Source organism: Levilactobacillus muriae, from assembly GCF_045862015.1.
Classification (GTDB): domain Bacteria; phylum Bacillota; class Bacilli; order Lactobacillales; family Lactobacillaceae; genus Levilactobacillus; species Levilactobacillus muriae.
Map to the genome: position 1 here is coordinate 1 of NZ_BAAFRU010000022.1, position 26,457 is coordinate 26,457.

Annotated in this window: 17 protein-coding genes; 13 read left to right on the forward strand and 4 right to left on the reverse strand. The window is 48.8% G+C overall.

Annotation, left to right across the window (positions count from 1 at the left end):
• Positions 1–142 precede the first annotated feature (142 nt).
• Positions 143–1,633, forward strand: a complete 1,491-nt coding sequence (yjeM, locus tag ACKTSF_RS12395; protein WP_407889879.1) for a glutamate/gamma-aminobutyrate family transporter YjeM — start codon at positions 143–145, stop codon at positions 1,631–1,633.
• A 304-nt stretch (positions 1,634–1,937) separates the two neighbouring features.
• Positions 1,938–4,058: an L-type lectin family protein gene (locus tag ACKTSF_RS12400; RefSeq protein ID WP_407889881.1), complete on the forward strand. Its 2,121-nt coding sequence runs from the start codon at positions 1,938–1,940 to the stop codon at positions 4,056–4,058.
• A gap of 275 nt (positions 4,059–4,333) precedes the next feature.
• Here the strand turns inward: ACKTSF_RS12400 and ACKTSF_RS12405 are convergent, their stop codons facing one another.
• Complete coding sequence (locus ACKTSF_RS12405; RefSeq protein WP_407889883.1) at positions 4,334–5,692, reverse strand: FAD-dependent oxidoreductase; 1,359 nt, start codon at positions 5,690–5,692, stop codon at positions 4,334–4,336.
• A 305-nt stretch (positions 5,693–5,997) separates the two neighbouring features.
• Between ACKTSF_RS12405 and ACKTSF_RS12410 the strand changes: the two genes are divergently transcribed.
• Positions 5,998–7,431 (forward strand): C69 family dipeptidase, encoded by a 1,434-nt coding sequence (locus tag ACKTSF_RS12410; protein ID WP_407889884.1) that lies wholly within the window; start codon positions 5,998–6,000, stop codon positions 7,429–7,431.
• A 286-nt stretch (positions 7,432–7,717) separates the two neighbouring features.
• On the opposite strand, the gene ACKTSF_RS12415 is transcribed toward ACKTSF_RS12410, so the two are convergent.
• The gene (locus ACKTSF_RS12415) at positions 7,718–8,422 is read right to left on the reverse strand and encodes a matrixin family metalloprotease (protein WP_407889886.1); all 705 of its coding nucleotides are present in this window, start codon (positions 8,420–8,422) and stop codon (positions 7,718–7,720) included.
• Between the two features lie 324 nt (positions 8,423–8,746).
• Between ACKTSF_RS12415 and ACKTSF_RS12420 the strand changes: the two genes are divergently transcribed.
• Positions 8,747–11,356 (forward strand): cation-translocating P-type ATPase, encoded by a 2,610-nt coding sequence (locus ACKTSF_RS12420; RefSeq protein ID WP_407889888.1) that lies wholly within the window; start codon positions 8,747–8,749, stop codon positions 11,354–11,356.
• 388 nt (positions 11,357–11,744) lie between these two features.
• The gene (asnS, locus tag ACKTSF_RS12425) at positions 11,745–13,136 is read left to right on the forward strand and encodes an asparagine--tRNA ligase (RefSeq protein WP_407889890.1); all 1,392 of its coding nucleotides are present in this window, start codon (positions 11,745–11,747) and stop codon (positions 13,134–13,136) included.
• Positions 13,137–13,196: 60 nt separating this feature from the next.
• Here asnS and ACKTSF_RS12430 read toward each other — a convergent pair whose 3' ends face one another.
• Together ACKTSF_RS12430 and ACKTSF_RS12435 are read right to left on the reverse strand one after the other, a co-directional pair.
• Positions 13,197–14,291, reverse strand: coding sequence for a MucBP domain-containing protein (locus ACKTSF_RS12430; RefSeq protein WP_407889892.1), 1,095 nt, complete (start codon positions 14,289–14,291; stop codon positions 13,197–13,199).
• Positions 14,292–14,596: 305 nt separating this feature from the next.
• Positions 14,597–16,834 carry an ATP-dependent Clp protease ATP-binding subunit gene (locus tag ACKTSF_RS12435; RefSeq protein WP_407889893.1) on the reverse strand — a complete coding sequence of 746 codons (2,238 nt, stop codon included), beginning with the start codon at positions 16,832–16,834 and terminating at the stop codon, positions 14,597–14,599.
• A 544-nt stretch (positions 16,835–17,378) separates the two neighbouring features.
• Between ACKTSF_RS12435 and ykzS the strand changes: the two genes are divergently transcribed.
• From ykzS to ACKTSF_RS12475, 8 genes are all read left to right on the forward strand, one after another.
• Entirely contained in the window at positions 17,379–17,579 is a 201-nt protein-coding gene (gene ykzS, locus ACKTSF_RS12440; RefSeq protein ID WP_407889895.1) for a protein YkzS, read from the forward strand.
• 167 nt (positions 17,580–17,746) lie between these two features.
• Positions 17,747–18,013, forward strand: coding sequence for a phosphocarrier protein HPr (locus tag ACKTSF_RS12445; protein WP_020089685.1), 267 nt, complete (start codon positions 17,747–17,749; stop codon positions 18,011–18,013).
• Positions 18,013–19,743 carry a phosphoenolpyruvate--protein phosphotransferase gene (gene ptsP, locus ACKTSF_RS12450; RefSeq protein WP_407889897.1) on the forward strand — a complete coding sequence of 577 codons (1,731 nt, stop codon included), beginning with the start codon at positions 18,013–18,015 and terminating at the stop codon, positions 19,741–19,743. The genes ACKTSF_RS12445 and ptsP overlap by 1 nt, the downstream gene beginning before the upstream one ends.
• Before the next feature lie 337 nt (positions 19,744–20,080).
• Positions 20,081–21,259, forward strand: coding sequence for a glycosyltransferase family 4 protein (locus ACKTSF_RS12455; RefSeq protein WP_407889899.1), 1,179 nt, complete (start codon positions 20,081–20,083; stop codon positions 21,257–21,259).
• A gap of 12 nt (positions 21,260–21,271) precedes the next feature.
• Entirely contained in the window at positions 21,272–22,294 is a 1,023-nt protein-coding gene (locus ACKTSF_RS12460) for a glycosyltransferase family 4 protein (RefSeq protein WP_407889901.1), read from the forward strand.
• 5 nt (positions 22,295–22,299) lie between these two features.
• Entirely contained in the window at positions 22,300–23,325 is a 1,026-nt protein-coding gene (locus ACKTSF_RS12465) for a lysylphosphatidylglycerol synthase transmembrane domain-containing protein (RefSeq protein WP_407889903.1), read from the forward strand.
• Positions 23,326–23,411: 86 nt separating this feature from the next.
• Complete coding sequence (locus ACKTSF_RS12470) at positions 23,412–23,648, forward strand: YkuJ family protein (protein ID WP_020089680.1); 237 nt, start codon at positions 23,412–23,414, stop codon at positions 23,646–23,648.
• A 141-nt stretch (positions 23,649–23,789) separates the two neighbouring features.
• Positions 23,790–25,853 (forward strand): LTA synthase family protein, encoded by a 2,064-nt coding sequence (locus ACKTSF_RS12475; RefSeq protein ID WP_407889905.1) that lies wholly within the window; start codon positions 23,790–23,792, stop codon positions 25,851–25,853.
• The last annotated feature ends 604 nt before the right edge of the window (positions 25,854–26,457 follow it).

Sequence of the window (26,457 nt, forward strand, 5' to 3'; positions counted from 1 at the left end):
TAAACTGAGTCATGGGGAAAGCCTCCTATGTCCTATGAAGTGAGTGTGGTTGCTAACTATCATAAGGGAGAGGCTTTCCCTTTTCAATTGCTTATTTTTCTATTTACACATAATTATTTAAACACTCTTGGAGAGAAATATAATGGCTGAAAATAACAATAAAATAACCTTAATGGCATTAGTCATGATGATTTTTACCACCGTGTTTGGCTTTGCCAACAGTACGGTGGCTTACTTCTTAATGGGGTATTCATCAATTCTATTTTACTTAGCGGCGGCGGTTTTATTCTTTATTCCGTTTGCCTTAATGATGGCGGAGTATGGTGCTGCTATCAAATCCGATGAAGGGAGTGGGATGTACCAGTGGATGGAAGTCAGCGTGAATCCCCAGTTCGCGTTTATCGGAACTTTCATGTGGTTTGCGTCCTACATAATCTGGTTGGTCTCGACCTCGGCTAAGGTCTGGATTCCCTTTACCACACTCTTCTTTGGGACCGATCAGACTCAAAAATTTGCCATTGCCGGGCTGAATGCAACTCAAGTTATCGGCATTCTGTCCTGTCTGTGGATGATTCTGGTCACCTATATCTCCATCAAAGGGGTCAAGGGCATCGTGCGGATCACCAGCCTTGGTGGGATCGCCGTCATGAGTCTGAACGCCATCTTGCTGGTCGTGTCCGGCGTCGTCTTGGCTCTGCGGCATGGGCACATGGCCCAACCGCTTCAGCATTTTATGAGTTCACCACATCCCAATTACCAACAACCGATGGGCATCATGAGTTTCGCCGTGTTTGCCATCTTCGCTTATGGGGGCTTGGAAGTCCTCGGGGGAATGGTCGATAAGACGAAGAACCCTGAAAAGACGTTCCCGAAGGCCATTGTCATTTCGGCCATCGTCATTACGTTGGGATACGCTATCGGGATTCTCTGTTGGGGGATCAGTACGAACTGGAATGCCGTCTTATCCGATCCTTCAACCAATATGGGGAACATTAGTTACGTGATGATGCGGAACTTGGGTGACGTGCTGGGTGAATCACTTGGCCTGAGCGCGGCAACGAGTACCACGATTGGACTGTGGTTTGCACGGTACACAGGGCTGGGGATGTTCCTGGCATACTCCGGAGCCTTCTTCACGCTGACCTATTCACCACTCAAGACGTTGATCCTTGGGACGCCAAAGTCGATGTGGCCGAAGAAATTCACGAAATTAAACGACAATGACATGCCAAGTTATGCGATGAAGTTACAGTGTGCGGTCGTTATCATTATTATTTTGCTGGCTTCCTTCGCGTCAACGGATGCCTCAGCTTTCTACAATATTTTAACGTTGATGGCTAACGTTTCCATGACGCTGCCATACCTGTTCTTGGTCTACGCCTTTCCTAAGTTCAAACGCAATCGGGATATCCAGAAACCATTTGAAGTCTACAAGTCACCGGCTTGGACGACTGTTATTAGTTGGGTCGTCTTCATCGTGGTGTTGGGGGCAAACACCTTCACGCTAATCCAACCGGTCTTGGAAAATAACGATATTCAGAGCACAATTTGGATGCTCGTCGGGCCAATCCTGTTCGGCTTGTTAGGGGTCATCTGGTACCACGTTCGTCAACGCAAAGCCGCGCAAGACTAAGCCAATGTTGTCAGTTGGTGCTTGCGGTCGCAAGAGTAAGGTGACATTTTGATTTTTAATTTTCAGTAAGCGAATAAAAGCATCGTAGCCGTGGAGCTATGATGCTTTTTTGCGCAGCCATCATGGAACTATTGGATAGAACGGTACCCTCAACGTTTAGTCAAATTTCGAAGGGATTTCGTGATATTTTGACCCATTGCCCGATAAAAGATGAAGCCATGCTATCCTTTAAGCGAGGAAATGTAGAGTTGTTTAGTCGATTGAGGCCCAACACCGTTGGGGGGGGCGGAGAGGAGCGGTAACAATGAAGTTGAAGACTTGGTTAGGCGTGGTGTTCGGTCTAGGGGCCGCTGTCCTGGGGGGCAGCGTGGCCCAGGCCGATACCGATTATGATAACGCTTTGAAATCAGCACCACAGGGAATTTCCCTCGAGAATATTTTTACGCCGGGGACGACCAGCAATAATCAAGCGGCGGTCGTAGACACTAACACTGCTGGAACGCAGGCAGCTAAGGTCAATAATGGCAAGAAACAATTTGGAGCGCTGTGGTCAACAGCGGACAATAGTTTTGATTTAACAAAGAATGAAACCGCTTCGATGTGGCTGTATTTCGGAAATACGGGAAAGAAAGCCGCTGACGGGATGGCATTGGTCTTTCAGAACGACGGCGCCGGTCTGGCAGCGAGCCCGGCCTATGGTAAGACCATCTCCGGCGAGACACTAGGAGTCTGGGGTGTCGATACCGATAAGAAGCAGAGTACGGCGGACAAGCTAGCGGCCAGCGCGATTCAGAATAGTTGGGCGTTAGAATTCGATACCCATTTAAATACGTCCAGTAATTACTCGAACGCCGGGGACGCTGATTCGTTTGATGGCAAGCTGAAGGGGCCGCACCTGGCGCATAACTACCCGGGAGAGGTCAGTACTTACCAAATGGTGAAGGCTTCGCAGCTGTTACCACTTCCAGCCTCGGGATACTATGCGACTCAGACCCATGAGGGCACGATCGTCGGAGACTACACGTTACTGTCAAATGGTGCTTGGCATCATTTAACGCTGGATTGGGACGCTGCGACGAAACAGATGACCTATACGTTTAATGACAAGGATCCCGTCACCGGTAATGATCAGGTGGGGATCAGTGAAACGGCTGACCTAGACCTCACGAAGATTGACCCCGATAATTCTGGAGAAATCCGTTGGGGCTTCACTGGTGCGACTGGCGACAGTTATGAAAACAATTTAGTTGTGATGGAAAAGATTCCGGGACTAGTGAATGCGAAGGCACACACGACGCTGACAGATCTCCAAACCAATCAGGCGATTGGCAATGGGGACGTGTTGCAGGGAACCCACAAGTTCCGCTTGGACTATCAACTGGATTACCAAGATGGTAAGCAATCCTGGAAGGACATCGCGGCCAAGATCCAATTGCCAACGTCTCTGAACTATGATCAGACTGCCACGATTCGTTACCAAAATGGTACGACGGCTAACGTGAGCCTGGCGGACATGACTGACAACCAGGCGGCCTTTACGTTAGGTGAAGCCCTCTCGACGGACAATGCTACCGCCACGATTTCCTTTACGGGGACGGCGGCGGACGTTAAGGCACCGGTAACCGTGGATGCTAGTGCTAGCAGCTTTACGGCGGTTAATGGCGTTGTGACAACCGATACGTCAGTCTTCACGGTAAATCCAACGCTGGAATTGACGCTCTTTTCGCTATCCGGAAGTAGTGTGCAAGTTGAACCTGGTGAGGGCGCGACTTTTAAAGGCCTGGTTGTGATTCCAGAGGGGGTCAATCTGACGAACACGGACATGACGGTTCATCCCACTCTTAATGGCACGGCGCAGGATGACTTTAAGATACCTGCCGGGGATGACAACAGTAGTGGTCGATTTAATTACACGGTTACGGCTAGCCAGTTGAAGTCCGGCACGAATACGTTGAAGTTGAACGTGGAAGATCCATACGGTAACGTCTCGAATACGGTGACCTATACGATTACTGTGCCGGGGCAGCTGCTATTCCAGCAGGTTTCCAGCAAGAGTAGTTTTGAGGCAACGAGCCTGACCGGCGCCACCCAGAAAGTCAAACGAACCAAGGACTGGCAAGTGGAAATCTTGGATACTCGTGAAGCCGGTGCGGAATGGTCGTTGCAAGTGGCGGGCACTAAGTTTGTCACGGCTGACGGCAAAGATATGGCTGGTAGCCTTTACTATTACGACAGCGACCAAAAGAGTCCAGTGACCAGTACACCGATGACTGTCATGAGCGGGACGTCTAGCGACAAAGATGATGTGACAGACGTTGTTGGCGGTTGGGACGATGAGGCCGGACTGGTCTTAGAAGTCGATGGTGATGCGGTTCAAGGTGAATATTCGGCCAGCATTACCTGGACGCTAAACAATGTTCCCTGACTAGGGCAAACGCTAGCGGCACAATGAAAATCACCCACGAGACTAGGCTCGCGGGTGATTTATTTTAGATTTTATTTGAAGGTCTGAAGGTTGAAAGGTCTAGAACACCCATCATGACTGTTGCAACAACGATAGTGGGCCTAAAATTAGGCAACGTCGTCTAAACCAGCCGGCTTACCGTTCACCAAATTTAGGCTGGAACGCTGTGGGTAGGACGCCGCCAGCCTGAGAAGCGGTCTGCCAGCTCACTTTCAACCTTCAGATAAAGGGAAAATCTATTCTGCCGGCGTTAATTTATCAGCCTGCGCTTGGGCGGCCTGAGCCACGATGTTCAAGTAGTTGAAAGGACGGTCGAAGTTAGGCTGAAAGAGCATGTCGACCATGGCTAAATCGTCAATTGTATTGTCGTTTTGGATACAAACGGACAGTGTATTGGCGGACTGAGACACGTCATATTTGCTCATCAGGGCACCACCGAGGATGCGCCGACTGTCTGGGTCGTAGACCAATGACATTAGCACGGCAGTCGTGGTAGGCATGAACTCTGGTCGGTAGTTGTCGTTGACGATGACCTGTTCAGCGTTGATGCCTTGTTGATGGGCAGCGGCTAGGGTCAATCCAGTGGAAACAATCGTCCGGCCGTATAGTTGGAGACCAGATGAAGATTGGGTTCCCATGTATTTCACGGTTGGCTTAACCAAGTTCTTGCCAACCAAGATACCTTGACGCACGGCGTTCGTCGCCAATGGGATGTAGGCGTTCTGATGGGTTGGATTGTAGTGCACGGCGGCACTGTCTCCCGCAGCGAAGATGTCGGGATTGGAAGAGCGCATGTAGTCATCGGTGATGATTGCCCCATTCTTTGCCATGTCGACCTTACCCTTGAGTAGGTCAGTGTTGGGCCGGAAACCGATGCACAGGATAGCAAGGTCAGTATCGTAGGTGCCTTGATCGGTCTTAATGGTTAGGCGACCGTCGGCATTATTGTCAAAACTTTCAACCGTTTCACCCAGTGCGAGTTGCACGTGATTGTCACGGTAGTCTTGTTCAATGACGTCGGTGAACTCGCTGTCAAAATACTTTGGCATGACGCGATCCATAGCATCGATCAATGTCACGTCATGACCGGTAGTGGAGTAGGCTTCAGCCAATTCGGCACCAATGTAGCCAGCACCAATGACCGTGATGTGCTTGGCACTCTTGGCTTCCTCAATCAGTGTCTGAGCGTGGGCCCAGTTCTTACAGAGCTTGACCTTGGCGTTATCAATGCCCGGAATTTTGGGAATGATTGGCCAGGAACCAGAGGTCATGACCAACTTGTCGTAGGTCTGAGTGGTTTGTTCATGAGTGTTCAAGTCTTCAACCGTAACCGTTTTCATTTCTGGGTCAATATTGAGGACGTTGTGGTTCATTTGTACGTTGGCTCCCAGACCGGCTAATTCTTTGGGGCTGGAATAGAAGAGCCCTTGAGGGTCAGCAACTTTACCACCAAGATATAGGGCAATTCCGCAGGACAGAAAAGAGATGACATCATTGCGTTCATAGACGGTTACTTCGGCATCCGGATGTTCCGCTAATATTTGTTTAATGGCAAAGGTACCGGCGTGCGTACACCCAACAACTGTGACTTTCATAAATGTAGCCTCCCAGACAATTTTTTAAATGGATTGAAAGATATTTCACAAATGGTATGAAAAAAAGGTTCAATTGGTTACAACTTCATTTTAGACAATCTAGGTGAAATGTCAACACATTTCTGAATGTGTAACCATTATTTGCATGAAGAATTTCTGGCGGCTAGTGTTCAGGGGGGATTAAGAGTAAACTATTCGGTGAAGAGTTTTTGGTCTTGCGGGGCGCGAAAGATGGGTGTGGCGGTGGCCAGACGTGAACGGCGACATCCGTGAGACGATAGTTTATAGAAGGAGTGGTAGTTGTAATGAAAGCAGCAAAGCATCTGACCGCCTGCACCACGGTGCTCGTCGGTAAAAAGGCAACGATCGACGGGTCAACGTTGATCGCCAGAAATGATGACACCTTTTTAGCTCTAACGCCCCAACGGTTCTATGTGCATCCCGCAGAGAAGGATCAACCGCAGCGGACTTGGGCCTCCAATCAGAACGGGTTCACGGCGCCCATTCCTAGTGATGGTTACCGTTACCTGGCAACGCCTAACGTTGAGACCGATAAGACTGGTGAATACGCCGAGAGTGGGATCAACTCACAAAACGTTGCGATGAGTGCCACCGAAAGTGTTTACGGAAATCCCCAAGCGTTGGCTTTTGATCCCCTGGTTGCTAACGGGTTGGCTGAAGATTCCCTGCAGACGATGGTTCTGCCTTATATCAACTCCGCCCGCGATGGGGTTCGTTACTTGGGTAAGATGATCAAAGAATACGGATCCCCTGAAGGTAATGGGGTGCTGTTCTCCGATAACGATGAGGTCTGGTATATGGAAATTGTTACTGGCCATCACTGGGTTGCCCAACGAATTCCAGATGACGCCTATGCGGTAGCCGCCAACCAAGTAGCTATTCAACAAGTGACGTTTGATGATCCCGACAACTTCATGTATTCCGAGGGAATTCAAGAATTTGTCCGTGATCATCACCTGAATCCAGATCAAGACGGTTGGAATTTCCGGCATATCTTTGGGACGAGCACTGAAAAAGATCGCCACTACAACACACCCCGGGTCTGGTTCGGGCAACGTTGTCTGAATCCAGAGATTAAGCAGGACCCACAATCCAGTGACCTGCCATTCATCTGCCGGACTAGCCATAAAATTAGTGTGGAGGATGTTGAATACATTCTGAGTTCCCACTATAACGAAACCAAATACGATCCATTAGGTCCCGGTGACGATGCCGACCGTCTGAAGTTCCGGCCAATTTCGATGAACCGGACGCAGAATTCCCACGTCTTACAACTCCGTAACGACGTGCCAAAGGAAAGTTCCGCCATTATGTGGGTATGTTTTGGTGTACCAGCCTTTAGTCCATATGTACCGTTCTTTGCGAATGCCACCGATACGGATCCTTCATACAGCAGCACGCCCGTCCATCTGGATGACGCCAGTGCCTACTGGATGTATCGAAAGTTGTCGATGATCGTGGAATCTCACTACATTGACTTTATCGAACAGGACACGGACTATGTGACGGCCGCTAAGGAAAGCTTACGGACTCACGTGGACCAAGCACTGAAAGGCGCCAAGAGTCTGTCTGGTGATGAGTTGACGGCCTTTCTGACAACGCAAAATCATCAAGTAACGGCCGATATGCGGAAGGCGACAACGACGTTCACTAATGGCCTCATCGAAAAGGGTCTAACGCTGTCTCACCTGACCTTCAACATGGATATTAACCTGTAAGCAATGATGGGTTGGATGTTGGTCATTGCTAAATTAGTGGCAATGGCCACACTCCGGCTGCCAGGGATTCCGCTGGCTGTTCGCATCGATCAGCCCATATCTGCTGGCCGGTAAGGCGATGACTAGACGATGTTGCCTAATTTTAGGCCCAGTATCGTTGTGATAACAGTCATAATAAGTATTTTGAAACTTGCAACCTTTAGTTAAAATACAAATAGCGTTCCCATTCTGGCTGAAAAGTCAGTGGGGACGCTATTTGTATGGCGTAAGAGACAGTTTGGCTAATTTAACCTTTATCGTAAATGGCCTGGAGACTCTTCAGATCGGCCGACGATAATTGGGTGCGGCCCTGATCGATTGGGGTCATGACGGAAGTCTTATCTGAACTGTGATCGAGTCCCAGGGCATGCCCGAGCTCGTGAACGGCTACTGATCGTTTAAAAGATTGGGGGTAGGTGGCGTTGAGTTTGGCCGTCGCCATATTGGTGGTCAGGATTCCTTGCCAACTGATCCGCTGAGTGATCTGCGGACCACCGTGTCCCAATTCGATCGTATTTTTCTTACCGGTTTCCTTGCGGTGGTAGACACCGAATGTGATCCGGTTGGTCTTAGTTGATCCGGGGCCCTCAGTCAGCTGGACGATACCCGGTTGGTTATAGATTTTGACCGCATCGGCGAAGACAGCGCGGGCTTTGACCGGCATATCTGCTGTGTAGTGATAATAATATTTTTGTTGGAGGAGTAGTCCCTGGACAGCACTCTCCACCGGGGTATCAGCGGCACCGGTCTTGGTGGTTGCATCCTTGGGGTTACGGAGAATATAGCCACTGGTCTGGTAGTTATCAGCTTTACGCGTTGTTTGATGCGTGAAGAGGCCCGTGATGGCCGTCTGGTAATAGGTGAACTGTGTCGAAAGAACCTGCCAGTTGCTGAGAATGAAGAGGCCCACTGCCAAGAGGGTCACGATGAGCAGGCGTCTGATTAATTTCACACCAATGCTTCCTTTCTGCGGGGCCCAATTCATGATGGCCAATAGTCATTAAGTTGATTCTAGGGTATCTGATTGCGCATGGCAACTATGACGCCTCGTAAATTTAGGGGCCTGACAGTTGCTGCTGTGAACATTACTAAAATTATAAAATGAGGCATTGCACGTACGGCGACCGCTGTACACCATGATAGGCCATATAGTAAACAGAAAATACAATGTTCTATATTTCTTCACAATTCTCCCGTAGTCTAGCCAAACTTTTACGGTTTAATAAGAGTATGGTAATTAAAACGATAAATTATTTATTCAACGGAGGAGCGACTTATGAAGAGAAAAGAGATGACCACCTTAAACTTAACGCCCCAAGAGGGATTGACGACAGAGGCCGCGCAGACACGTCGGCAAGAGTTCGGCAGCAATCAATTAGTAGCGGCTAAAAAGCCAAGTATCTGGCGTCAAATTGGCCACCATCTGGCTGACGTTTCTTCACTCGTGCTATTATTTGCCGTGGCCTTAGCTAGTTACATGGCATTATTCCAAGGCGGCGGTTGGACGAAATCAATTGTGATCGGGTCAATCCTGGTTATCAACGTGATTATTGGCATGTACCAGGAAGCTTCGGCTGAAAAGGCACTGGCGGCTTTACAATCGATGAGTCTGCCCACGACGACCGTACGACGGGAAAATATTGCCCAGACGATTGACGCGAAGGACGTGGTTCCGGGAGACCTGGTCCTGTTGAAGGCTGGGGATCAAGTGCCAGCCGATGGGGTGGTCTTGTCCAGTACCAATTTAGCTGTGGATGAAGCCGTTCTGACTGGTGAGAGTGTTCCTGTGGAGAAGCTGGCGTTACACAAGCCAGACAGCGCCAAGGAAAGCCAACAAGTTTTCTCTGGGACCGCAGTGACGGCTGGAACGGCAGTCATTCAAGTCGTGACGACTGGGATGGCGACGGAACTGGGTCAGATTGCCGGTCTTCTGAATAAAACGAAGAAGCGGGCAACACCATTGCAAGGCCGATTGAACCGTCTCTCGGGTTGGCTGACGACCTTCGCCGTGATGGGCGGGATGGCTATCTTCGCTCTAAGTATTTGGATGCAGAATCAGGGGTTAGCCGATAGCCTCATGATTGGAATCTCTCTGGCCGTGGCGGCGGTTCCTGAAACGTTGCCAATCATCGTGACAATCAGTCTGGCACACGGTGTAAAGCGGATGGCCAAGCGTAACGCCATCATGCGGCGTGTTAACGCGGTCGAAACCATTGGTGGCGTCGACGTGATTGCTTCCGACAAGACAGGAACGCTGACGCAGAATCAAATGACGATTACACGCTACTGGACGCCAGGTGCCAAGTCAGCTGCTCCGGCGACGGAAATGACCCATGCTGGTAAGGACCTCATGCGTTACCTGGGATTAGCGACCAACGCCGAGATTCAAACGATCAATGGCGAGGAAGAGACGGTGGGTGACCCCACTGAACTAGCAATTGTTCGCTGGCTAGCGAAACATGACACCAGTCGTAAGGACTTTGAGGTCACGGCTCCTCGGTTAGCCGAAGACCCATTTGACTCCACGAAGAAGACGATGGCGACGCTTCACCAACTCAAGGATGGTCGGCGATTGGTTGTGGTCAAAGGGGCCTTTGACCGGTTGCCAGTCGACTGGAATCCCGCAGAATTTGCACAAGCCAAACGAACACATGATACGTTCGGTCAAAATGCCCTACGGGTCCTGGCGGTCGGCTACAAGATCGTGCCGGCAGGTGACACTATCAATTGGGCCGACCTGACACAGCATCTGACGTTTGCTGGTATCGTGGGGATGATTGATCCACCACGGCCGGAGGTGATTACGGCGATTCGGGAAGCCAAGGCTGCTGGCATCAAGCCAATCATGATTACCGGAGACCACATGGTGACAGCTGAAGCTATCGCCAAAGAAATTGAGTTACTGTCACCGGGTCAACTGGTGATGTCAGGGGATGAGCTTCGAACTTTGACGGATGCCGAGCTCGATGCGCAGATTAAGGATATTGCGGTCTATGCTCGGGTATCACCAACCGATAAGATTCGAATTGTTCAAGCGTGGCAGAAGACTGGGGCTACAGTGGCCATGACCGGAGATGGCGTGAACGATGCGCCGGCCTTGAAGGCTGCTGACGTGGGAATCGCCATGGGAATCACCGGGACGGAAGTGTCCAAGAGTGCTGCGGATATGGTGCTAACGGATGATAATTTTGCTACCATCATTTCAGCGGTACGGGAAGGGCGGACGGTCTACCAAAACATCCTTAAGGCCGTGGAATTCCTAGTGGGAGTCAACTTCGCACAAATCTTCCTAATGGTCGGTTCAGTCCTGATGGGCTGGGGCGCACCACTCCTGGCAGAACAACTCCTACTGATCAACGTCCTAGCCGATGGGATTCCTGGCTTCTACCTAAGTCGGGAGCCTGGCGAAAAAGCTGCAATGCAACAGCCACCGGTGGCCAACGACGAAAGTCTCTTCGCTCGTGGGCTGGGTGGCCGGCTTGCGACTCGGGCGGTAACGTTTACGTTCCTGACACTGGGTGCATATGGGTTAGGACGCTTCGTCCTGGCTGCTAACCAGCCAGCGGTCGGCATGACGATAACCTTCCTGATTCTGGCAATTGGGTCCATGATCGATATCTACGCTATTAAGGACCGCCAGCCGTTGACGCGGGGGAGTCTTAAGCGGAACCCTCGACTTAACCGGGCACTACTCATCACGATTAGCTTACTGATTGTCGTGGCAGTGGTTCCAGGACTCCAAGGACTCTTTGGCCTCGTGACATTGCCAGTCAGTGGCTGGGTACTAGTTGTGATCGGCGTCTTTATCCCCACGTTTGTCTTGGAAGTCAAGAAGCGCTGGGGTCAGCGTTTCCAGTCATTGGGAAATCGGTTGGTTGAAGACTAAAGATTAGATGAGAGAACAACGGATTTCCACCACCTCACGGAGAGATTTCGGTTGTGTCGCGCTACGATTTGTGCTAATCTGACAACAGTTGCATAAATTGAAAAACATTGAAACGGATAATGTCAAATTGGTCACCGGTGCCTAGCGAACTAAGGATAGTGAGAGCTTAGTTGATCGCCCAATTTGGATAACCCCGCTTTCGTTGCAGGCTGAATCAAGAGTAGGCCGCGCCGTGCCCGCCACGTTATTAAGCGGAACGTATGTTAGTACGTTGTTTAAAGTTGGTTTTGAATTAAAAACAATTTGGGTGGTACCGCGGAAAGATCTTTCGTCCCTAGTGATAGGGATGATGGATCTTTTTTTATGGGTATGACAGAAGGAGAATATGATGACAGAAATTTTGGTTAAAGATTTATTTAGTGATCGGCACTTTGCCGAAGATGAACAAGTTGTTCTGCACGGTTGGGTGAAGACGGTGCGAGGGTCTAAGCGCGTGGGCTTTATCGAATTAAACGATGGGTCTTGCTTGAAGCACGCTCAGATCGTCATGAAGAGTGACCTGGAGAACTACGCTGAAATGACGAAGTTGCCACTGAGCTCGACGATTAAGGTGGTTGGGACGGTTGTTTACACGCCGGATGCTAAGCAGCCTTTCGAAGTTCACGCCGAAGAAGTTGTACTTGAAGGGGCTTCCGACAACGATTACCCTCTGCAAAAGAAGAAGCACTCCTACGAATATTTGCGGACAATGGCCCACTTACGGCCACGGACCAACACGTTCTACGCGGTCTTCAAGATTCGTTCACTGACGGCCTTCGCCGTTCACCAATACTTGCAGGAAAATGACTTCACCTACGTGAACACACCAATTATTACCAGCAGTGATAGCGAAGGAGCCGGGGAAATGTTCCGGGTCACCACGTTAGACATGAACAATTTGCCTAAGACTGACGACGGCAAGGTTGACGACAGTCAAGACTTCTTCAAGAAGGAAACAAACTTGACGGTCAGTGGTCAGCTTCCCGCAGAAGCCTTCGCTTTGGCCTTACGGAATGTGTACACATTTGGTCCAACTTTCCGGGCAGAAAACTCGCACACGGCCCGGCATGCTTCAGAATTCTGGATGATTGAACCAGAAATGGCTTTTGCCGACCTGCAGGATGTGATCAATGAATCTGAAAGCCTTCTGAAGCACGTGGTTAAGTACCTCTTAGCCCACGCCAAGGATGAGCTGGAATTTCTGAACGGTGCCGTGGATGAGGACCTGTTGAACCGTCTTCACCAGACAATCGATGAAAAGTTTGCGCAGATTACCTACACGCAAGCTATCGAAGAGTTGGAAAAAGCCCCCGTTAAGTTTGATGTTCCCGTGTACTGGGGACTCGACTTACAGGCTGAACACGAACGCTACCTGTGCGAACAGGTCTATAAGCGTCCAACCTTCCTGACGGATTACCCCCGTGAGATCAAAGCCTTCTACATGCGCGACAACGACGACGGTAAGACCGTTGCGGCCGCTGACTTATTGGTTCCCCGTATTGGTGAATTGATTGGTGGTAGTCAACGTGAAGAACGGCAGGCTGAAATGGCTAAGAAGATCAAGGTCAACCACTTACCACAAGAAGAATACCAATGGTACTTGGACCTGCGGAAGTACGGTGAAACCAAGCATTCCGGTTACGGGATTGGGTTTGAACGGTTGCTGATGTACGTGACGGGGATGGAAAACATCCGCGATGTGATCCCTTACCCACGGACCCCAGGTAACGCTGAATTCTAATAATTTTATCGCATCAAAAAAGTGCCACTGCAAATTTTGCGGTGGCACTTTATTTTTTTCTTAAATAGTTTCGACAGGGGCTAGCCGCACATAACGCGCGTTGATGTAAGCTTCTGGCCCAATCTGGTACCAGATCAATTGCTGATCATCGATAATGCGACCGCGAATATCCAACGGTTCGCCGTGTTCCAATTGACCAGCAGTCTCGCCATAGGGTTCCGTATAAATGGAGACTGAAGCACCAGGAACGTAATCGACCGACCCAATCCGGGCGAAGTCCTTGGGATGCCAGGACCGCTTTTGTGCCAGGGCAGGATGCGCCAGCTGATGATCACGACGAGCCGTATCGGTTGCCGTTAACCACTGATTGCCACCGAGATTGAACCAGACCGAACCATCTGTCAATGTGATAATCATGAATAACCGCCAGAGCGAATCAGCTGGGAATTGGTAGCCGTATGCAGTCCCATTTGGTTCATCATAGACCAGATGATCCGCCTGTAGGAAAACATACTGATGAACGTGCTGGACGGTCTCCCAGCTGTCGAGTCGATAGAAGTACACGACGCGTTGGACACACGTAGAAAATTTACCACGTTGTGGGCCTTGTGCTTGGAAGATGTGATAGCCATTGACGACAGGAGGCGTTAGGGCGTAAGTCGTGGAAAGTGCACCCCGATGAATCTGGGGAAGCGCCAAGAGCCGACCGGAGTCAAAGTCGACCAGATAGGCGATGATCGGTTTACCCAGTAATCGACGGTAGATAGCAGTTGTCAGACCATACGTGCTGATGAAGTCCTGCGTGAAGCCATGAATCCGTGAGAGTGCGTACCCTGGAATTTCTGGAAACCGACAGTGGACGGGATGATTAAGTGATCCCGTTAAGATGAGTGCCGGTTGCAGCGGGCGATTGTGTTCATCCACCAAACGAATTACCAAGGTGGCAGTTGGTTCGGGCTGCGGTTGGTGGGCTGGCTTTAAGGTGATGGCGTGGTCGGTCAGAACGGGAGGCGTCACGGCTGGCTGGCTGGGAGCAACGGGTTCTGCTGGAGCTGGGATTGGTTGATGACGGCGTTGTGGTGCTACCGGTTGCGGTATATTTTCACGTTGGGGTTTCGGTTCAATCAATCGTCGTAACCAGTCAAAAAAAGCCATGCCATTCACCTCCAGAAGTTTCCTTTAAAATCTAGTATACCATTTTTCCCGGTCAGGCCAACATGTGAACGTTGTCAGATTTCGGCCGATACGCCTAGCGGGCGGATTATCACCGAGAGGAGGGCGGTTCAAAGCGAACTGGCAGACCGCTTCTCAGGCTGACAGCGTCCTACCCACCCCCTAAATTTGGTGAACGGTAAGTCGGCTGGTTTAGACAATGTTGCCAATATTTCATCTTTCAACCTTTTGCAGTCATCAAAAAAGGTGCACAGCTCTCATGGCTGTACACCTTCGGAAATTCATAATTAAGCGTTACTTGAACTTGTGTCACTAGCTTCCGCATTAGCGTCCGTGTCGGCAGCCAATGTAATCTTACCGTCTTCAATCTTGGCAACGAGGTTCTTAACGTCCCCGTGGTCCAAGTAGAAGTCGGCGATTCGATCTTCAATCTCTTCTTGAATCACTCGCCGGAGTGGCCGAGCACCCATTGCAGGATTGTAGCCCTTCTTGACCAATTGTTCCTCGACCGGCGCGGTAACGTGAATGTGGAGGCCTTGGCCCGCCAACATTTGGTTAACGTCAACAATCATTAAGTCAACGATGTGCATCAAGTTTTCCATACTCAGAGAATTGAACTCAACGATATCATCGAACCGGTTTAAGAATTCTGGCTTGAAGTAGTTGGTCAGATTCCCCAGAACAGAGTGCGTGGTACCTTCAGCGGCGGCTCCAAAACCAACGTTGGCTTCGGCGTCACCGGTACCGGCGTTACTGGTCATGATGATCAGTGTGTCCTTGAAGGAAACCGTCCGGCCTTGAGAATCGGTCAACCGGCCGTCGTCCAGAATTTGTAAGAACATGTTCAAGACGTCGGGATGGGCCTTTTCAATTTCATCCAACAGTATCAATGTGTAAGGATGACGGCGAACCTGCTCGGTAAGCTGGCCAGCTTCTTCGTAGCCAACATAGCCAGGTGGTGACCCGATTAGCTTAGAAATGGAATGCGGCTCCATGTACTCAGACATATCGAAACGAACCATCGCGTCTTCAGAACCAAAGAGTTCGTTGGCCAATTGCTTGGCTAATTCCGTCTTCCCAACACCGGTTGGACCGACGAAGAGGAAGGACCCAATTGGACGACCAGTGCCGTTCAGACCGATTCGGTTCCGCCGGATAGCCCGAGCAACCTTGTCGACGGCCTCATTCTGGCCGATGACGTGCTTTTCAAGGTCCGCACCTAAACTCTTGAGTTGGTGCTGTTCCTTGGCTTGCAATTCACCGACAGGAATGCTGGTCTTTTCTTCCACGATGTCTTGCATATCCTTGACCGTAACTTCGGCGGAAGCGTTTTGGTCGGCATCCTTGGCAGTTTCCTTGGACTTCTCCAACTTGGTGACTTGGTCACGGTAGTAGGCGGCCTTTTCATAGTCTTCCTGCTTCAAGGCGGCTTGCTTCTGTGCTTCGGCAGACTTAATCTTTTCATCAATGGCCTTAGGGTCGGCGATGTTAATGGTTAAGTTCTTCCGAGAACCAGCCTCATCCAACAGGTCAATGGCCTTGTCTGGTAAGAACCGGTCTTGAATATACCGATCAGATAGACGAACGGCAGCCTCAATGGCGTCATCGTCGTAGTGAACGTGGTGGTAATCTTCGTATTTCTTTTGAATGCCTTTTAAAATCTTAACGGCTTCGTCAGCACTGGGTTCGTCAACCGTTACGGGTTGGAACCGCCGTGCTAAAGCCTGATCCTTTTCAATATCACGGTATTCACTCAGCGTGGTTGCACCGATCAATTGAAAGTCACCACGGGCGAGGGCTGGTTTCAAAACGTTACCAGCATCCATACCGCCTTCGGCATTCCCGGCACCCATGATCTCGTGAATTTCATCGATAAATAGGATAATATCGGGATTAGCTTGAACTTCTTTCATCAACTGTTGCATACGTTGCTCGAATTGGCCACGGATACCAGTTCCTTGGACCAATGACACAACGTCTAAGCGAATAATTTGCTTGTTGGCGAGCTTTTGGGGAACGTTGCCTTCGACAATCCGTTCCGCAAGGCCTTCAACGACCGCCGTCTTCCCAACACCGGCTTCTCCAATCAACACAGGGTTGTTCTTCGTCCGCCGGTTAAGGATCTCGATGACTTGTGCCGTTTCTTTGTCCCGGCCAATAACGGGATCAACTTTACCATCCTTTGCCAACTGGGTGAGGTTCAATCCGTATTGACTGAGTAAGCCATTACCGGAACCGCCCTGGTTGCCAGAAGGTTGGGTTGGTCGACCTTGTCCGGAGTCCTGTCGGAAATTATTAGTTTGGTTGTTGTCGCCGCCTTGCATAGCCCGGAAAATATCGTCCAGGTTATTAAAGCCGAATGGATCTTGTGCCATACGGCCACCTCCATTTCCAGAATCGTTTGATTGTTGCTGTTTCAGCAGCTGGTAACAATTTTGGCATAGGTCAACTTGTTGCCGCTGCCCGTTTACACTCATGTAAAGGTGAATCGTTGCTTCATTGCGGTGGCAATTTTGACATAGCATCTTGTCGTCTCCTTTCTTGCCTGGAGTTCTCGTGGAAATTCCACGGGTCTTCGAAAAGTGTTTGACCTTTCTTGACCATTGACCACATTATACCGCGTTCATCTGGACGTGCAAGTATTTTGTTTGCACGATAAATGCACGATATTACGGGGGATTTCTAACGAACGCCTTCATTTTAGCACTCTCACTAATAGAATGCTAAAATGAACATTTCAAAATTGAAAATTCTTTTTGGATAAGCTTTGACCGACACGTGTTTGGCCCGTAAGATAGGGGAGAACGCAATCGGAAAGTGTTGTGGACGTGATATAATAGGCGTACTGAGATTGACGGTAAAACTTACCATGAGACGTAACTAAATCTGGTAACTGGAACCTATTAGGCCGCAAGACACGTCGTTGACGATAACGTAAAGGCCTTAGTGATTTAGTAGTGATGGGAAGTAGATTAAGGTTGTTACAAGGTGATCGTCGATTTGAAATTCTGGCAGTCGCGGAAGACAAGTGTTGGTTATACTCAGAAAAAGAGAGCGGGAGGAAAAATAGTGGAACGAGACTTTACGGATTTAATGAATCAATTGAAAGATAAGAAAATTGCGCAGTTTGAAGTCACACCGGCAGACTTCCCAGCATTTCAAAAAGCTTTTATGGCATACGAAACGCGGAAACGGGTTGTGGGTAAGGCCGAAAAGAACGGGAAACTCATCTACCACTACGATCATGACGCCGGAAATGACGGCGAATAACGTTTTTTTGATGAAAGCGGTTCATGTATAACTTGTAATTTGTGGCTTACATTGATATTCTTAGTAGGTAGGCGTGACTCGTTGAATGGTTGTTTGGCCAATGCGCAAGGTCAAGGCGAGTCGTGTCGGTAAGTAGTCAACCTAAGCTTAAAGGAGATCGATCAATTATGGAAAAACGCGAATTTCATGTTACAGCAGAAACTGGTATCCATGCACGTCCAGCTACTTTATTGGTACAATCAGCAAGTAAGTTCAGTTCTGAAGTTAGCTTGCAGTACCAAGACAAGTCCGTTAACTTGAAGTCTATCATGGGTGTTATGTCTTTAGGTGTTGGCCAAAACGCTGACATCACCATTACGACTGACGGTGAAGACGAAGCTGATGCAATGACTGCTATTGCTGAAACAATGACTAAAGAGGGTTTGTCTGACTAATGAAGACGATGCTCAAGGGGATTGCTGCCAGTGATGGGGTGACTTGCGGTCGGGTTTACCGACTGGACGAGCCAGACCTTCACGTCTCTCAGCAGACAGTCACTAATCTTGATTACGAATTAAATCGATTCCATCAGGCCCTTGAAGCAACCGTTTCAGAGATTGAGACGATAAAAACTCGTGTAAATAAAAACCTGGGTGCTGACCGTGCCCAGGTTTTTATTGCACAAATTGCCATGTTAAAGGATCAGGACCTGATGGGACACGTTGAACTAAATATCAGAGAGCGACATGCGAATACTGAATTTGCGGTCGCACTGGTCACCACAACAATCGAGGAAGAACTCGCAGAATTGGTCGACAATCCTTACTTACAGGATCGTCTGACCAACTGGCAGACTGTGGCAAAACGCTTAACAGCCCATCTGCTGGGGGTCACCCTACCGGATTTGGCACTGATTAACCATCCCGTTGTCGTGGTCACACACGATTTGATTGCTAGTGAGGCGGTAGCGGTCAACCCACAACAGGTTTTGGGATTTATCACCGATGCCGGTGGCCGTACGTCCCATTCCTCAATTTTGGCACGGTCGTTGAATTTGCCGGCAGTCGTGGGAACTCAGGTGGCAACTCAGACGTTGACCAATGGCGAGTTAGTTGTGGTCAATGGCACCCAGGGAAACGTCATGGTCGGACCGACGGCAGATGAGATTGCCGTCGCGCGACGGGCCATGGTCCAACGCGTGAAAAATCAACAGCGACTGGATGAATTGGCGCATCACGAGACGGTCTCCAAAGACGGCGTGGGTGTGACACTAGCTGCTAATATGGGAACTGTGGCTGATTTGGCCCGGGTGACGGCTGGTGGTGCCGAAGGCGTTGGCTTATTCCGAACCGAATTTTTATATTTGGACGCGCAGCACCTGCCGACTGAAGACGAACAGTTCGCCATTTATCGCCAGGTGCTAGAGACGATGGCGCCTCGGCCGGTGGTCATTCGTACATTAGATGTGGGGGGCGATAAGGAACTCCCTTATCGGCCATCACAGAACGAGGCTAATCCCTTTATGGGGGCACGCGCCATTCGCCAGAGCCTTGCACATCAGCAGGTCTTTCGAAGTCAATTGCGAGCTTTGATTCGCGCGTCGGCGTTTGGTCATTTGAGCATCATGTTCCCGATGATTGCGACGTTGGATGAACTACGGCAGGCCAAGGCAATTTACGACGATGAACGCTCTAAATTAACGGCAAAGCGGGTGCCCATGGGCAAAATTGCCGTGGGTATGATGGTTGAGGTGCCAGCAGCGGCATTGTTGGCCGACCGGTTTGCGAATGAAGTGGATTTCATGAGCATTGGGACCAACGACCTGATCGGGTATACTCTGGCGGCTGATCGGACCAATCAGAACGTCGCTTATCTTTACCAGCCGTATCATCCGGCGATTCTGCGCTTGATCGATAACGTTATTTCGGCCGGACATGCGGGGGGGATTCCCGTTGCCATGTGTGGAGAAATGGCGGGGGATCCGATCGCATTACCGCTCTTGCTAGGGATGGGCCTTGACGAATTCTCTATGGCGCCGAGTGCGATTGCTAAGACGCGTCAGTTGATTGGTCAGTTAGATGCCCATGAGTTGGTGGCATTGGCAGAAACGACGGTTAATTCCGCCAGTACCAGTCAGGAAGTCGTTACCATGGTTCAAGCGGCTGTTCCTGACGTGCTGAAATAAACTGAATATGAGTGAAGGGCATCCGTTTTATTCGGGATGTCCTTTTTAGTTGTGGTGACGACACGAAACGAGTCCCAGTCTGCTGGTGGACACATCCCGGATCACGTCCAAACACTAGCGGGCGGGGATTGGCGGTGAATGGTAAGAATGAATGCCCACCAGAATTGTTCGACGGGTGTCTGAAATGTAAGCGCGTAAGAATGGCCAAATGATGAGATTTTCTTGCGATAGCCGCTGAGGTTTGCAATCCCCTAGCCAAACCCATATAATTGTGATGATTGTACAAAGCGAAGCTCTAAATCTTTTTAGCCAAACACAGACGCAAGGGGGATTGGCGATGAACATTGGCTTATTTACAGATACCTATTTCCCTCAAGTAAGTGGGGTTGCAACGTCGATTAAGACGCTGCGTGATCAACTGGAAAAGCAGGGGCACCAGGTCTATATTTTTACCACGACCGATCCAAACGTGGAACGCAACGTTTATGAGCGGAATGTTTTTCGTTTTTCAAGTATTCCATTCGTATCATTCACGGAACGGCGGATAGCAGTGCGGGGGCTTTTTCAAGCTTATCAAATTGCCAAAGAATTAAATTTAGATATTGTCCACACTCAGACGGAATTCTCGATGGGGTGGATCGGGAAGTTTGTGGCGCGGAACCTGGAGATTCCTTGTCTACATACTTACCACACCATGTACGAGGATTACTTGCATTATGTAGCGAACGGAAAGATTTTGAAGCCCGTGCACGTTAAGCAAGCGACTCTGGCCTTTTGTTATCACCTGACTGGGGTGGTGGCGCCGAGTGATCGGGTGTTAACGACCTTAACTGATTATGGGGTCAAGACACCAATTCGGATTATTCCCACCGGGGTCAACCTCCATCAGTATGAACAACCTGATACGGCCAATCTACGACGTGAGTTGGGCTATCAACCGGATACACCGGTAATTCTGTCGTTAAGTCGTCTGGCTTACGAGAAGAATATTAAGGAAAGTATTGCGGCTATGCCACGAATTCTGGCGGAAGTTCCCAATGCACAGCTCTTGATTGTCGGCGATGGTCCGGCTAAGGAAGATCTCGAACAACAGGTAAAGGATGCTGGTCTGACGGATCATATTTCATTTACTGGTCAAGTGAATAATAACGATGTTTTCCGATACTATCACATGGCAAATGTCTTCCTGTCTTCGTCCGATTCGGAGTCACAGGGTCTAACCTATATTGAGGCCATGGCGGCCGGAACGAAGATCGTGGTCATGACGAGCCCGTATACCGATGAGTTGCTGTCGAAACGGACACTTGGGGTGACCTTCAAGACCGAGGACGAGATGGTCACAAATGTCGTTGATTACCTGAAGCATGGGGATGAGGAACAGGACCCCGACCTGCTGGCGCGTAAGCTAGCGGAGATCTCTGCTGATACCTTTGGCCAACGGGTCATTGAGTTCTATCAGGATGCTCAGGCGAGTTACGAAGCGACGCATGAAGATACCCCAGATTTTAGTGATTAGAGGAGCAATTGGATGCTAAAAATTAACATGTTTTCCAAGGCTGATTCCGTCAAGGGACAGGGTGTGGGAAGTGCTTATAATGAATTGATGAATCTGTTGGCGACACGGCTCAAGGATGAGTTTGACGTGACGGTTAACAAGTATGGACGGGTCGATGTGACGCATTACCATACGATTAATCCGACTTATTACCTGTCGACTTTTCTGCCCGGGCGCGGTCGGAAGATTGGTTATGTTCATTTCTTGCCTGAAACGTTGGAGGGAAGTCTAAAAATCCCACAACCGTTCCGGTCAATCTTTTATAAATATGTGATTGCTTTTTATCGCCGGATGGACCATATTGTTGTGGTCAATCCGACCTTTATTCCTAAGCTGGTGGCCTACGGGATTCCCGCTGAACGGGTGACGTATATTCCTAACTTCGTGAGTCGTAAGGAATTTTATCCGGTCGATGCCGCTCGAAAGACTGCTTTGCGGACGCAATACGGATACGATACGAAGCGTTTTACGGTACTGGGTATCGGTCAGATTCAGGAGCGTAAAGGCTTGTTTGACTTTATCAAGCTTGCGCGACATAATTCGGAGATTCAGTTCATCTGGGCCGGGGGCTTCTCCTTCGGACGGATGACGGATGGTTATACCGAGTTGAAGAAAGTCGTTGACAATCCACCGGCTAACCTGAGTTTTCCTGGGATCGTTGATCGGGCTAAATTGGTTGACTACTATAATTTAGCCGACCTATTCCTGTTACCATCCTTTAACGAACTCTTTCCAATGTCGGTTCTAGAGGCCTTCAGTACGGGGACACCAGTTCTCTTACGGGATCTGGACCTGTATCAGGCGATTATCGCCGGGGATTACCAACCAGCTAAGGATTACGATGACATGAATGCACAACTCCAGCGTCTGCCACATGATCCAGTAGCACTGGCACATTGGCATCAGCAGAGTCTCGATGCCGCCGACCGTTACTCTGAGGAACACCTCACCGAGATCTGGCGGAAGTTCTATACGCAGCAAGCAAAAGAGAGGTAAACTGCATGTCACGACGAAATAAATGGGTATTAGCGTTAATGTTACTCTTGGGGATTGCCATTTTTGCGTATTCACTCCGTGACATTAAGTTTTCAGTTTTAGTCAATGATTTTGTTCACATCAACTTTTGGTGGTTTGGGGTCGCCATTCTCTGCATGCTCCTGTATCTGGGCTTGGAGTCGTGGATCGTGAAGGTTTTTATTTCCGATCGGATCGAGGGCTTCACATTCAAGGATGCTGTCCGGATTCCCTTGGTGGAACAACTGTTTAACGGTATCACGCCGTTTTCTTCAGGTGGGCAGCCAGCGCAACTTTTTGCGCTGATGCAGACCGGGATCGATGCTGGTAAGGCCAGCTCGGTCTTACTGATGAAATTCGTGGTCTACCAATCGATGATCGTCATCAACTTTATTATTGCGTTGATCATCGGGTTTCAACAGATTCAGGATAAGCTCCACGCGTTGTCGTGGTTGGTAGTCTTTGGGTTTACGATTCACTTGGCCGTCATCGTGGGCCTATTGATGATTATGTTCTGGTACTCGTTCACAAAGAAGATGGTGGGGGTCGTCCTGTATCCCTTCCATTGGTTCATGAAGGCAGAACGGTTCCGCCGGATCGAGGATAACCTAAATAGTAAGATTGACTCCTTTTATGCGGAAAGTGTGCGGATCAGTGGGAAAGGTAAGCTGATGCTACGGGTCTTTGTGATTACCTTCTTCCAGCTGGCTTTCTACTATCTGATTCCGTACTTTATTATGCTCTCACTTGGCTACACCTCGGCCAACATTGTCATGGTTACGAGTTTCCATATTCTCATCGTGATGGTGATCTCCCTGTTTCCAATTCCAGGGGGCTCTGGTGGGGCCGAGTACAGTTTTGAAATGATCTTTAGGAGTTATATTACATCAAATAGTAAGCTGGTCTTAGCGATGATTTTATGGCGCTTATTGACCTACTACTTTGGGATGCTGGCTGGTCTGGTGGCGATGGTCATCCGGCCTGACAAGGTCGTCGAAGAGTCGGATTTGTGATTTCCCTGAGATTTTCTGCATTAGGGCGTGTCATCCGGCCATAAGTTTGGTAAAATCATTATGGAAAGCTAGAAAGGGGACCAACCATGGAAGAATCTCAATTGATTGGCATTATCAATCGCTTAAAGGCGATGCAAGAGGATGCCACCGACGAGCCACAACCCCGTCGTTTTGAAAAGGAAGGCGTTGAGCAAGCCACGGTCGTATTCAACCAGGCAACGCACACGTACACTTTAACTGAACACAATCCGGAGACAACTTTTGAGTTTGATAACATCGATTTAGTTGCTATTGAGCTGTTTGATTTATTGACGGACAACTAACAAAACTATGGGCTACCATAGTTTTGTTTTTTTATAATGATGAAAGATTGAATTTTTTCCAAAGGTTCTGGAATCGGATTGATTACCTCGCAATATCCGCTATACTTGAGAGATGTTAATTCTTATGTGGAGGCAGTCGTAATGGCGAACTTTTTCAAGCGGAAGACGAACTGGTTAAACACCCGAATGGGATTTTTCCTGTTGATCGTCGTTTTATTTTGGGTAAAAACTTACATTGCCTATCAGACCGAGTTTACCTTGGGTGCCAAGGGGAGTGTTCAACAGTTTTTACTGTTCATTAACCCAGTACCGGCCACTCTGTTGGTGTTCGGAATCGCCCTGTACTTTCGGGGGAGATTAGCTTATTGGTTAATGTTGATCATTGATGTGTTAGAGTCTACGTGGATCTTTGCCAACGTGGTTTATTACCGGGAATTCTCTGACTTCCTGTCCTTCGGGATCATGAAGGGGTCGAGTTCTGTTGGGAATAATCTGGGCAAGAGTCTGGCACAGATCACCCATCTCTATGATTTCTTTGTTTACGTTGATATTATTATCTTGATTATCTTACTGGTGACACATGTGATCAGAATTGATGCGCGACCGTTTAAACGGCGGTATGCCTTCTCACTGACAGTGCTGTCATTCGCATTGATGTTTGCAGAGTTTGGGATGGCCAATGCGGATCGTTCTGGTCTGTTGACGCGGACGTTTGATAACAACTATATCGTGAAGTACCTGGGGCTGAATGAATATGCTGCCTTCAACGCGTACCAGACGCAGAAGGAAAGCGCGACCCGGGCGAGTGCCAACGCTTCCGATATGAAGAGTGTTTTGAAATACTTGAAGCAGAATCGGGTTAGTCCTAACGTGTCGTACTATGGCAAGGAGAAGGGCAAAAATGTCTTTATTATTCATTTGGAGAGTTTCCAACAATTTCTGATCGACTACAAGGTTGATGGGAAGGAGGTTACCCCAACGTTGAACAAGTTCTACCATAACAACAACACGTTGTCGTTTGATAACTTTTACAACCAGGTGGCACAAGGGAAGACTTCCGATGCTGAAATGATGCTGGAGAACTCCTTGTTTGGGTTACCACAGGGGTCAGCGATGACCACCTATGGGACACAGAACACTTTCCAAGCAGCGCCAGCTATCCTGAGTCAAGAAGATGGGTATACAACGGCTGCCTTCCATGGGGATGTGCCAAGTTTCTGGAACCGAGACAACACCTATAAGTCATGGGGCTACCAGTACTTCTTTAGCTCTAGTTACTATACGGAGAAGCCCGGGTACAGTGTTGGGTACGGTCTGAAGGATAAGATCTTCTTTAAGCAGTCGGCGAAGTATATCGAACAGCTCCCGCAGCCGTTCTATGCCAAGCTGATTACGCTGACCAACCACTACCCCTATGAGCTGGATAAGAAGAATACCGACTTTCCAGCAACGAAGACCGGGGACAAGACTGTGGACCCTTATGTACAAACGGCCCACTACCTCGATCAATCATTCGCGGAATTCTTGACTTACCTGAAGAAGGTTGGCTTGTATAAGAATAGTGTGATTGTTGCTTATGGGGATCACTATGGTATTTCGAATAATCACCGACCTGCAATTGCGCAATTGTTGGGTAAGGACAAGATCACGAGTTATGATTTGACGCAGTTCCAGAAGGTGCCTTTCATGATCCATGCGAATGGACTGAAGGGTGGTATTAAGCATACCTATGGTGGGGAGATTGATGTCTTGCCAACCCTATTGGATCTGTTAGGCGTCAAGAACACGGATACTGTTCAATTTGGACAGGATCTCCTCGCTAAGAACCGTAATCAAACGGTGGCTTTCCGGGATGGTAACTTTGTTTCACCGAAGTATATGAAGGTCGGGGGAACAGTCTATGATACGAAGACTGGGAAAGAGCTTGAGTTAACGGCGGCACAGAAGAAGACCGTGGCAAAACTCCAAAACCACGTGACGACTGAATTATCCTTATCTGACCGGGTCATTTATGGTGACCTACTGCGGTTCTATACACCGAAGAACTTTAAGAAGGTCGATAAGTCCTCCTTTACCTATAAACTGAAGCCGGCGATGGAACGTTTGGCGGATGCAGAGAAGAAAGAGAAGACGAGTGTTGTTGCCCAGAATAACGGGAAGAGCACCGTTTCAGACTACAAGACTGATGCACCAGAATTGAAGTAAACGAGATAAAGCCGTCATCACAATTGTGTGGTGACGGTTTTTGTCTGTCTATCGTATCAGAGATTAGCTAGACCAGTTGAAGATGGCAGCCCGGAAGCAGTCGCTGGGAGTGGGTATTTTTGCATGACAAGAATGCTGATTTGACGGGATTTGCATCAATAGTGACAACAAATTTCAGTAAATATTCATTTTTCACTTGACCATAGTCCCAGATATTGGTAAACTATTTTCTGTTGTCAATTACAGGGCAAACAGTGTAATAGCAACGAAAGATTGCAACATAATTAATTTGAGAAAAGGCTTGACGGCCTGATTGATAATTGCTATAGTAGTAATCGTTGCTGAGAATATTTATTCAACTGAGCTTCAAAAATTCAATATTTATTCAAAATATATTGAAAAAATCAGTTGACACTAATTTGACTGCATGATATACTTTAAAAGTTGTCACGAAGCAATCGCTTCTCTGATAACTTGGTAGACCTTTGAAAACTGAACATTGTTTCGACAAACCAAATATGTGTAGGGCGGTTTGATACTTGGTATCAAACCCAAACAATATTTGCGAAGTCAATTCGCTTTTATAACAAAAAGTAACAACAAT

Bases quoted from the DNA above. Each gene is read 5' to 3' on its own strand.
- ACKTSF_RS12400 (WP_407889881.1), top strand. From the start codon at position 1,938: ATGAAGTTGAAGACTTGGTTAGGCGTGGTGTTCGGTCTAGGGGCCGCT.
- asnS (WP_407889890.1), top strand. From the start codon at position 11,745: ATGACAGAAATTTTGGTTAAAGATTTATTTAGTGATCGGCACTTTGCC.
- ACKTSF_RS12405 (WP_407889883.1), bottom strand. From the start codon at position 5,692: ATGAAAGTCACAGTTGTTGGGTGTACGCACGCCGGTACCTTTGCCATT.
- ACKTSF_RS12460 (WP_407889901.1), top strand. From the start codon at position 21,272: ATGCTAAAAATTAACATGTTTTCCAAGGCTGATTCCGTCAAGGGACAG.
- ACKTSF_RS12470 (WP_020089680.1), top strand. From the start codon at position 23,412: ATGGAAGAATCTCAATTGATTGGCATTATCAATCGCTTAAAGGCGATG.
- ACKTSF_RS12465 (WP_407889903.1), top strand. From the start codon at position 22,300: ATGTCACGACGAAATAAATGGGTATTAGCGTTAATGTTACTCTTGGGG.
- ptsP (WP_407889897.1), top strand. From the start codon at position 18,013: ATGAAGACGATGCTCAAGGGGATTGCTGCCAGTGATGGGGTGACTTGC.
- ACKTSF_RS12430 (WP_407889892.1), bottom strand. From the start codon at position 14,291: ATGGCTTTTTTTGACTGGTTACGACGATTGATTGAACCGAAACCCCAA.
- ACKTSF_RS12420 (WP_407889888.1), top strand. From the start codon at position 8,747: ATGAAGAGAAAAGAGATGACCACCTTAAACTTAACGCCCCAAGAGGGA.
- ACKTSF_RS12445 (WP_020089685.1), top strand. From the start codon at position 17,747: ATGGAAAAACGCGAATTTCATGTTACAGCAGAAACTGGTATCCATGCA.
- ACKTSF_RS12435 (WP_407889893.1), bottom strand. From the start codon at position 16,834: ATGCTATGTCAAAATTGCCACCGCAATGAAGCAACGATTCACCTTTAC.
- ACKTSF_RS12475 (WP_407889905.1), top strand. From the start codon at position 23,790: ATGGCGAACTTTTTCAAGCGGAAGACGAACTGGTTAAACACCCGAATG.
- ACKTSF_RS12455 (WP_407889899.1), top strand. From the start codon at position 20,081: ATGAACATTGGCTTATTTACAGATACCTATTTCCCTCAAGTAAGTGGG.
- yjeM (WP_407889879.1), top strand. From the start codon at position 143: ATGGCTGAAAATAACAATAAAATAACCTTAATGGCATTAGTCATGATG.
- ACKTSF_RS12410 (WP_407889884.1), top strand. From the start codon at position 5,998: ATGAAAGCAGCAAAGCATCTGACCGCCTGCACCACGGTGCTCGTCGGT.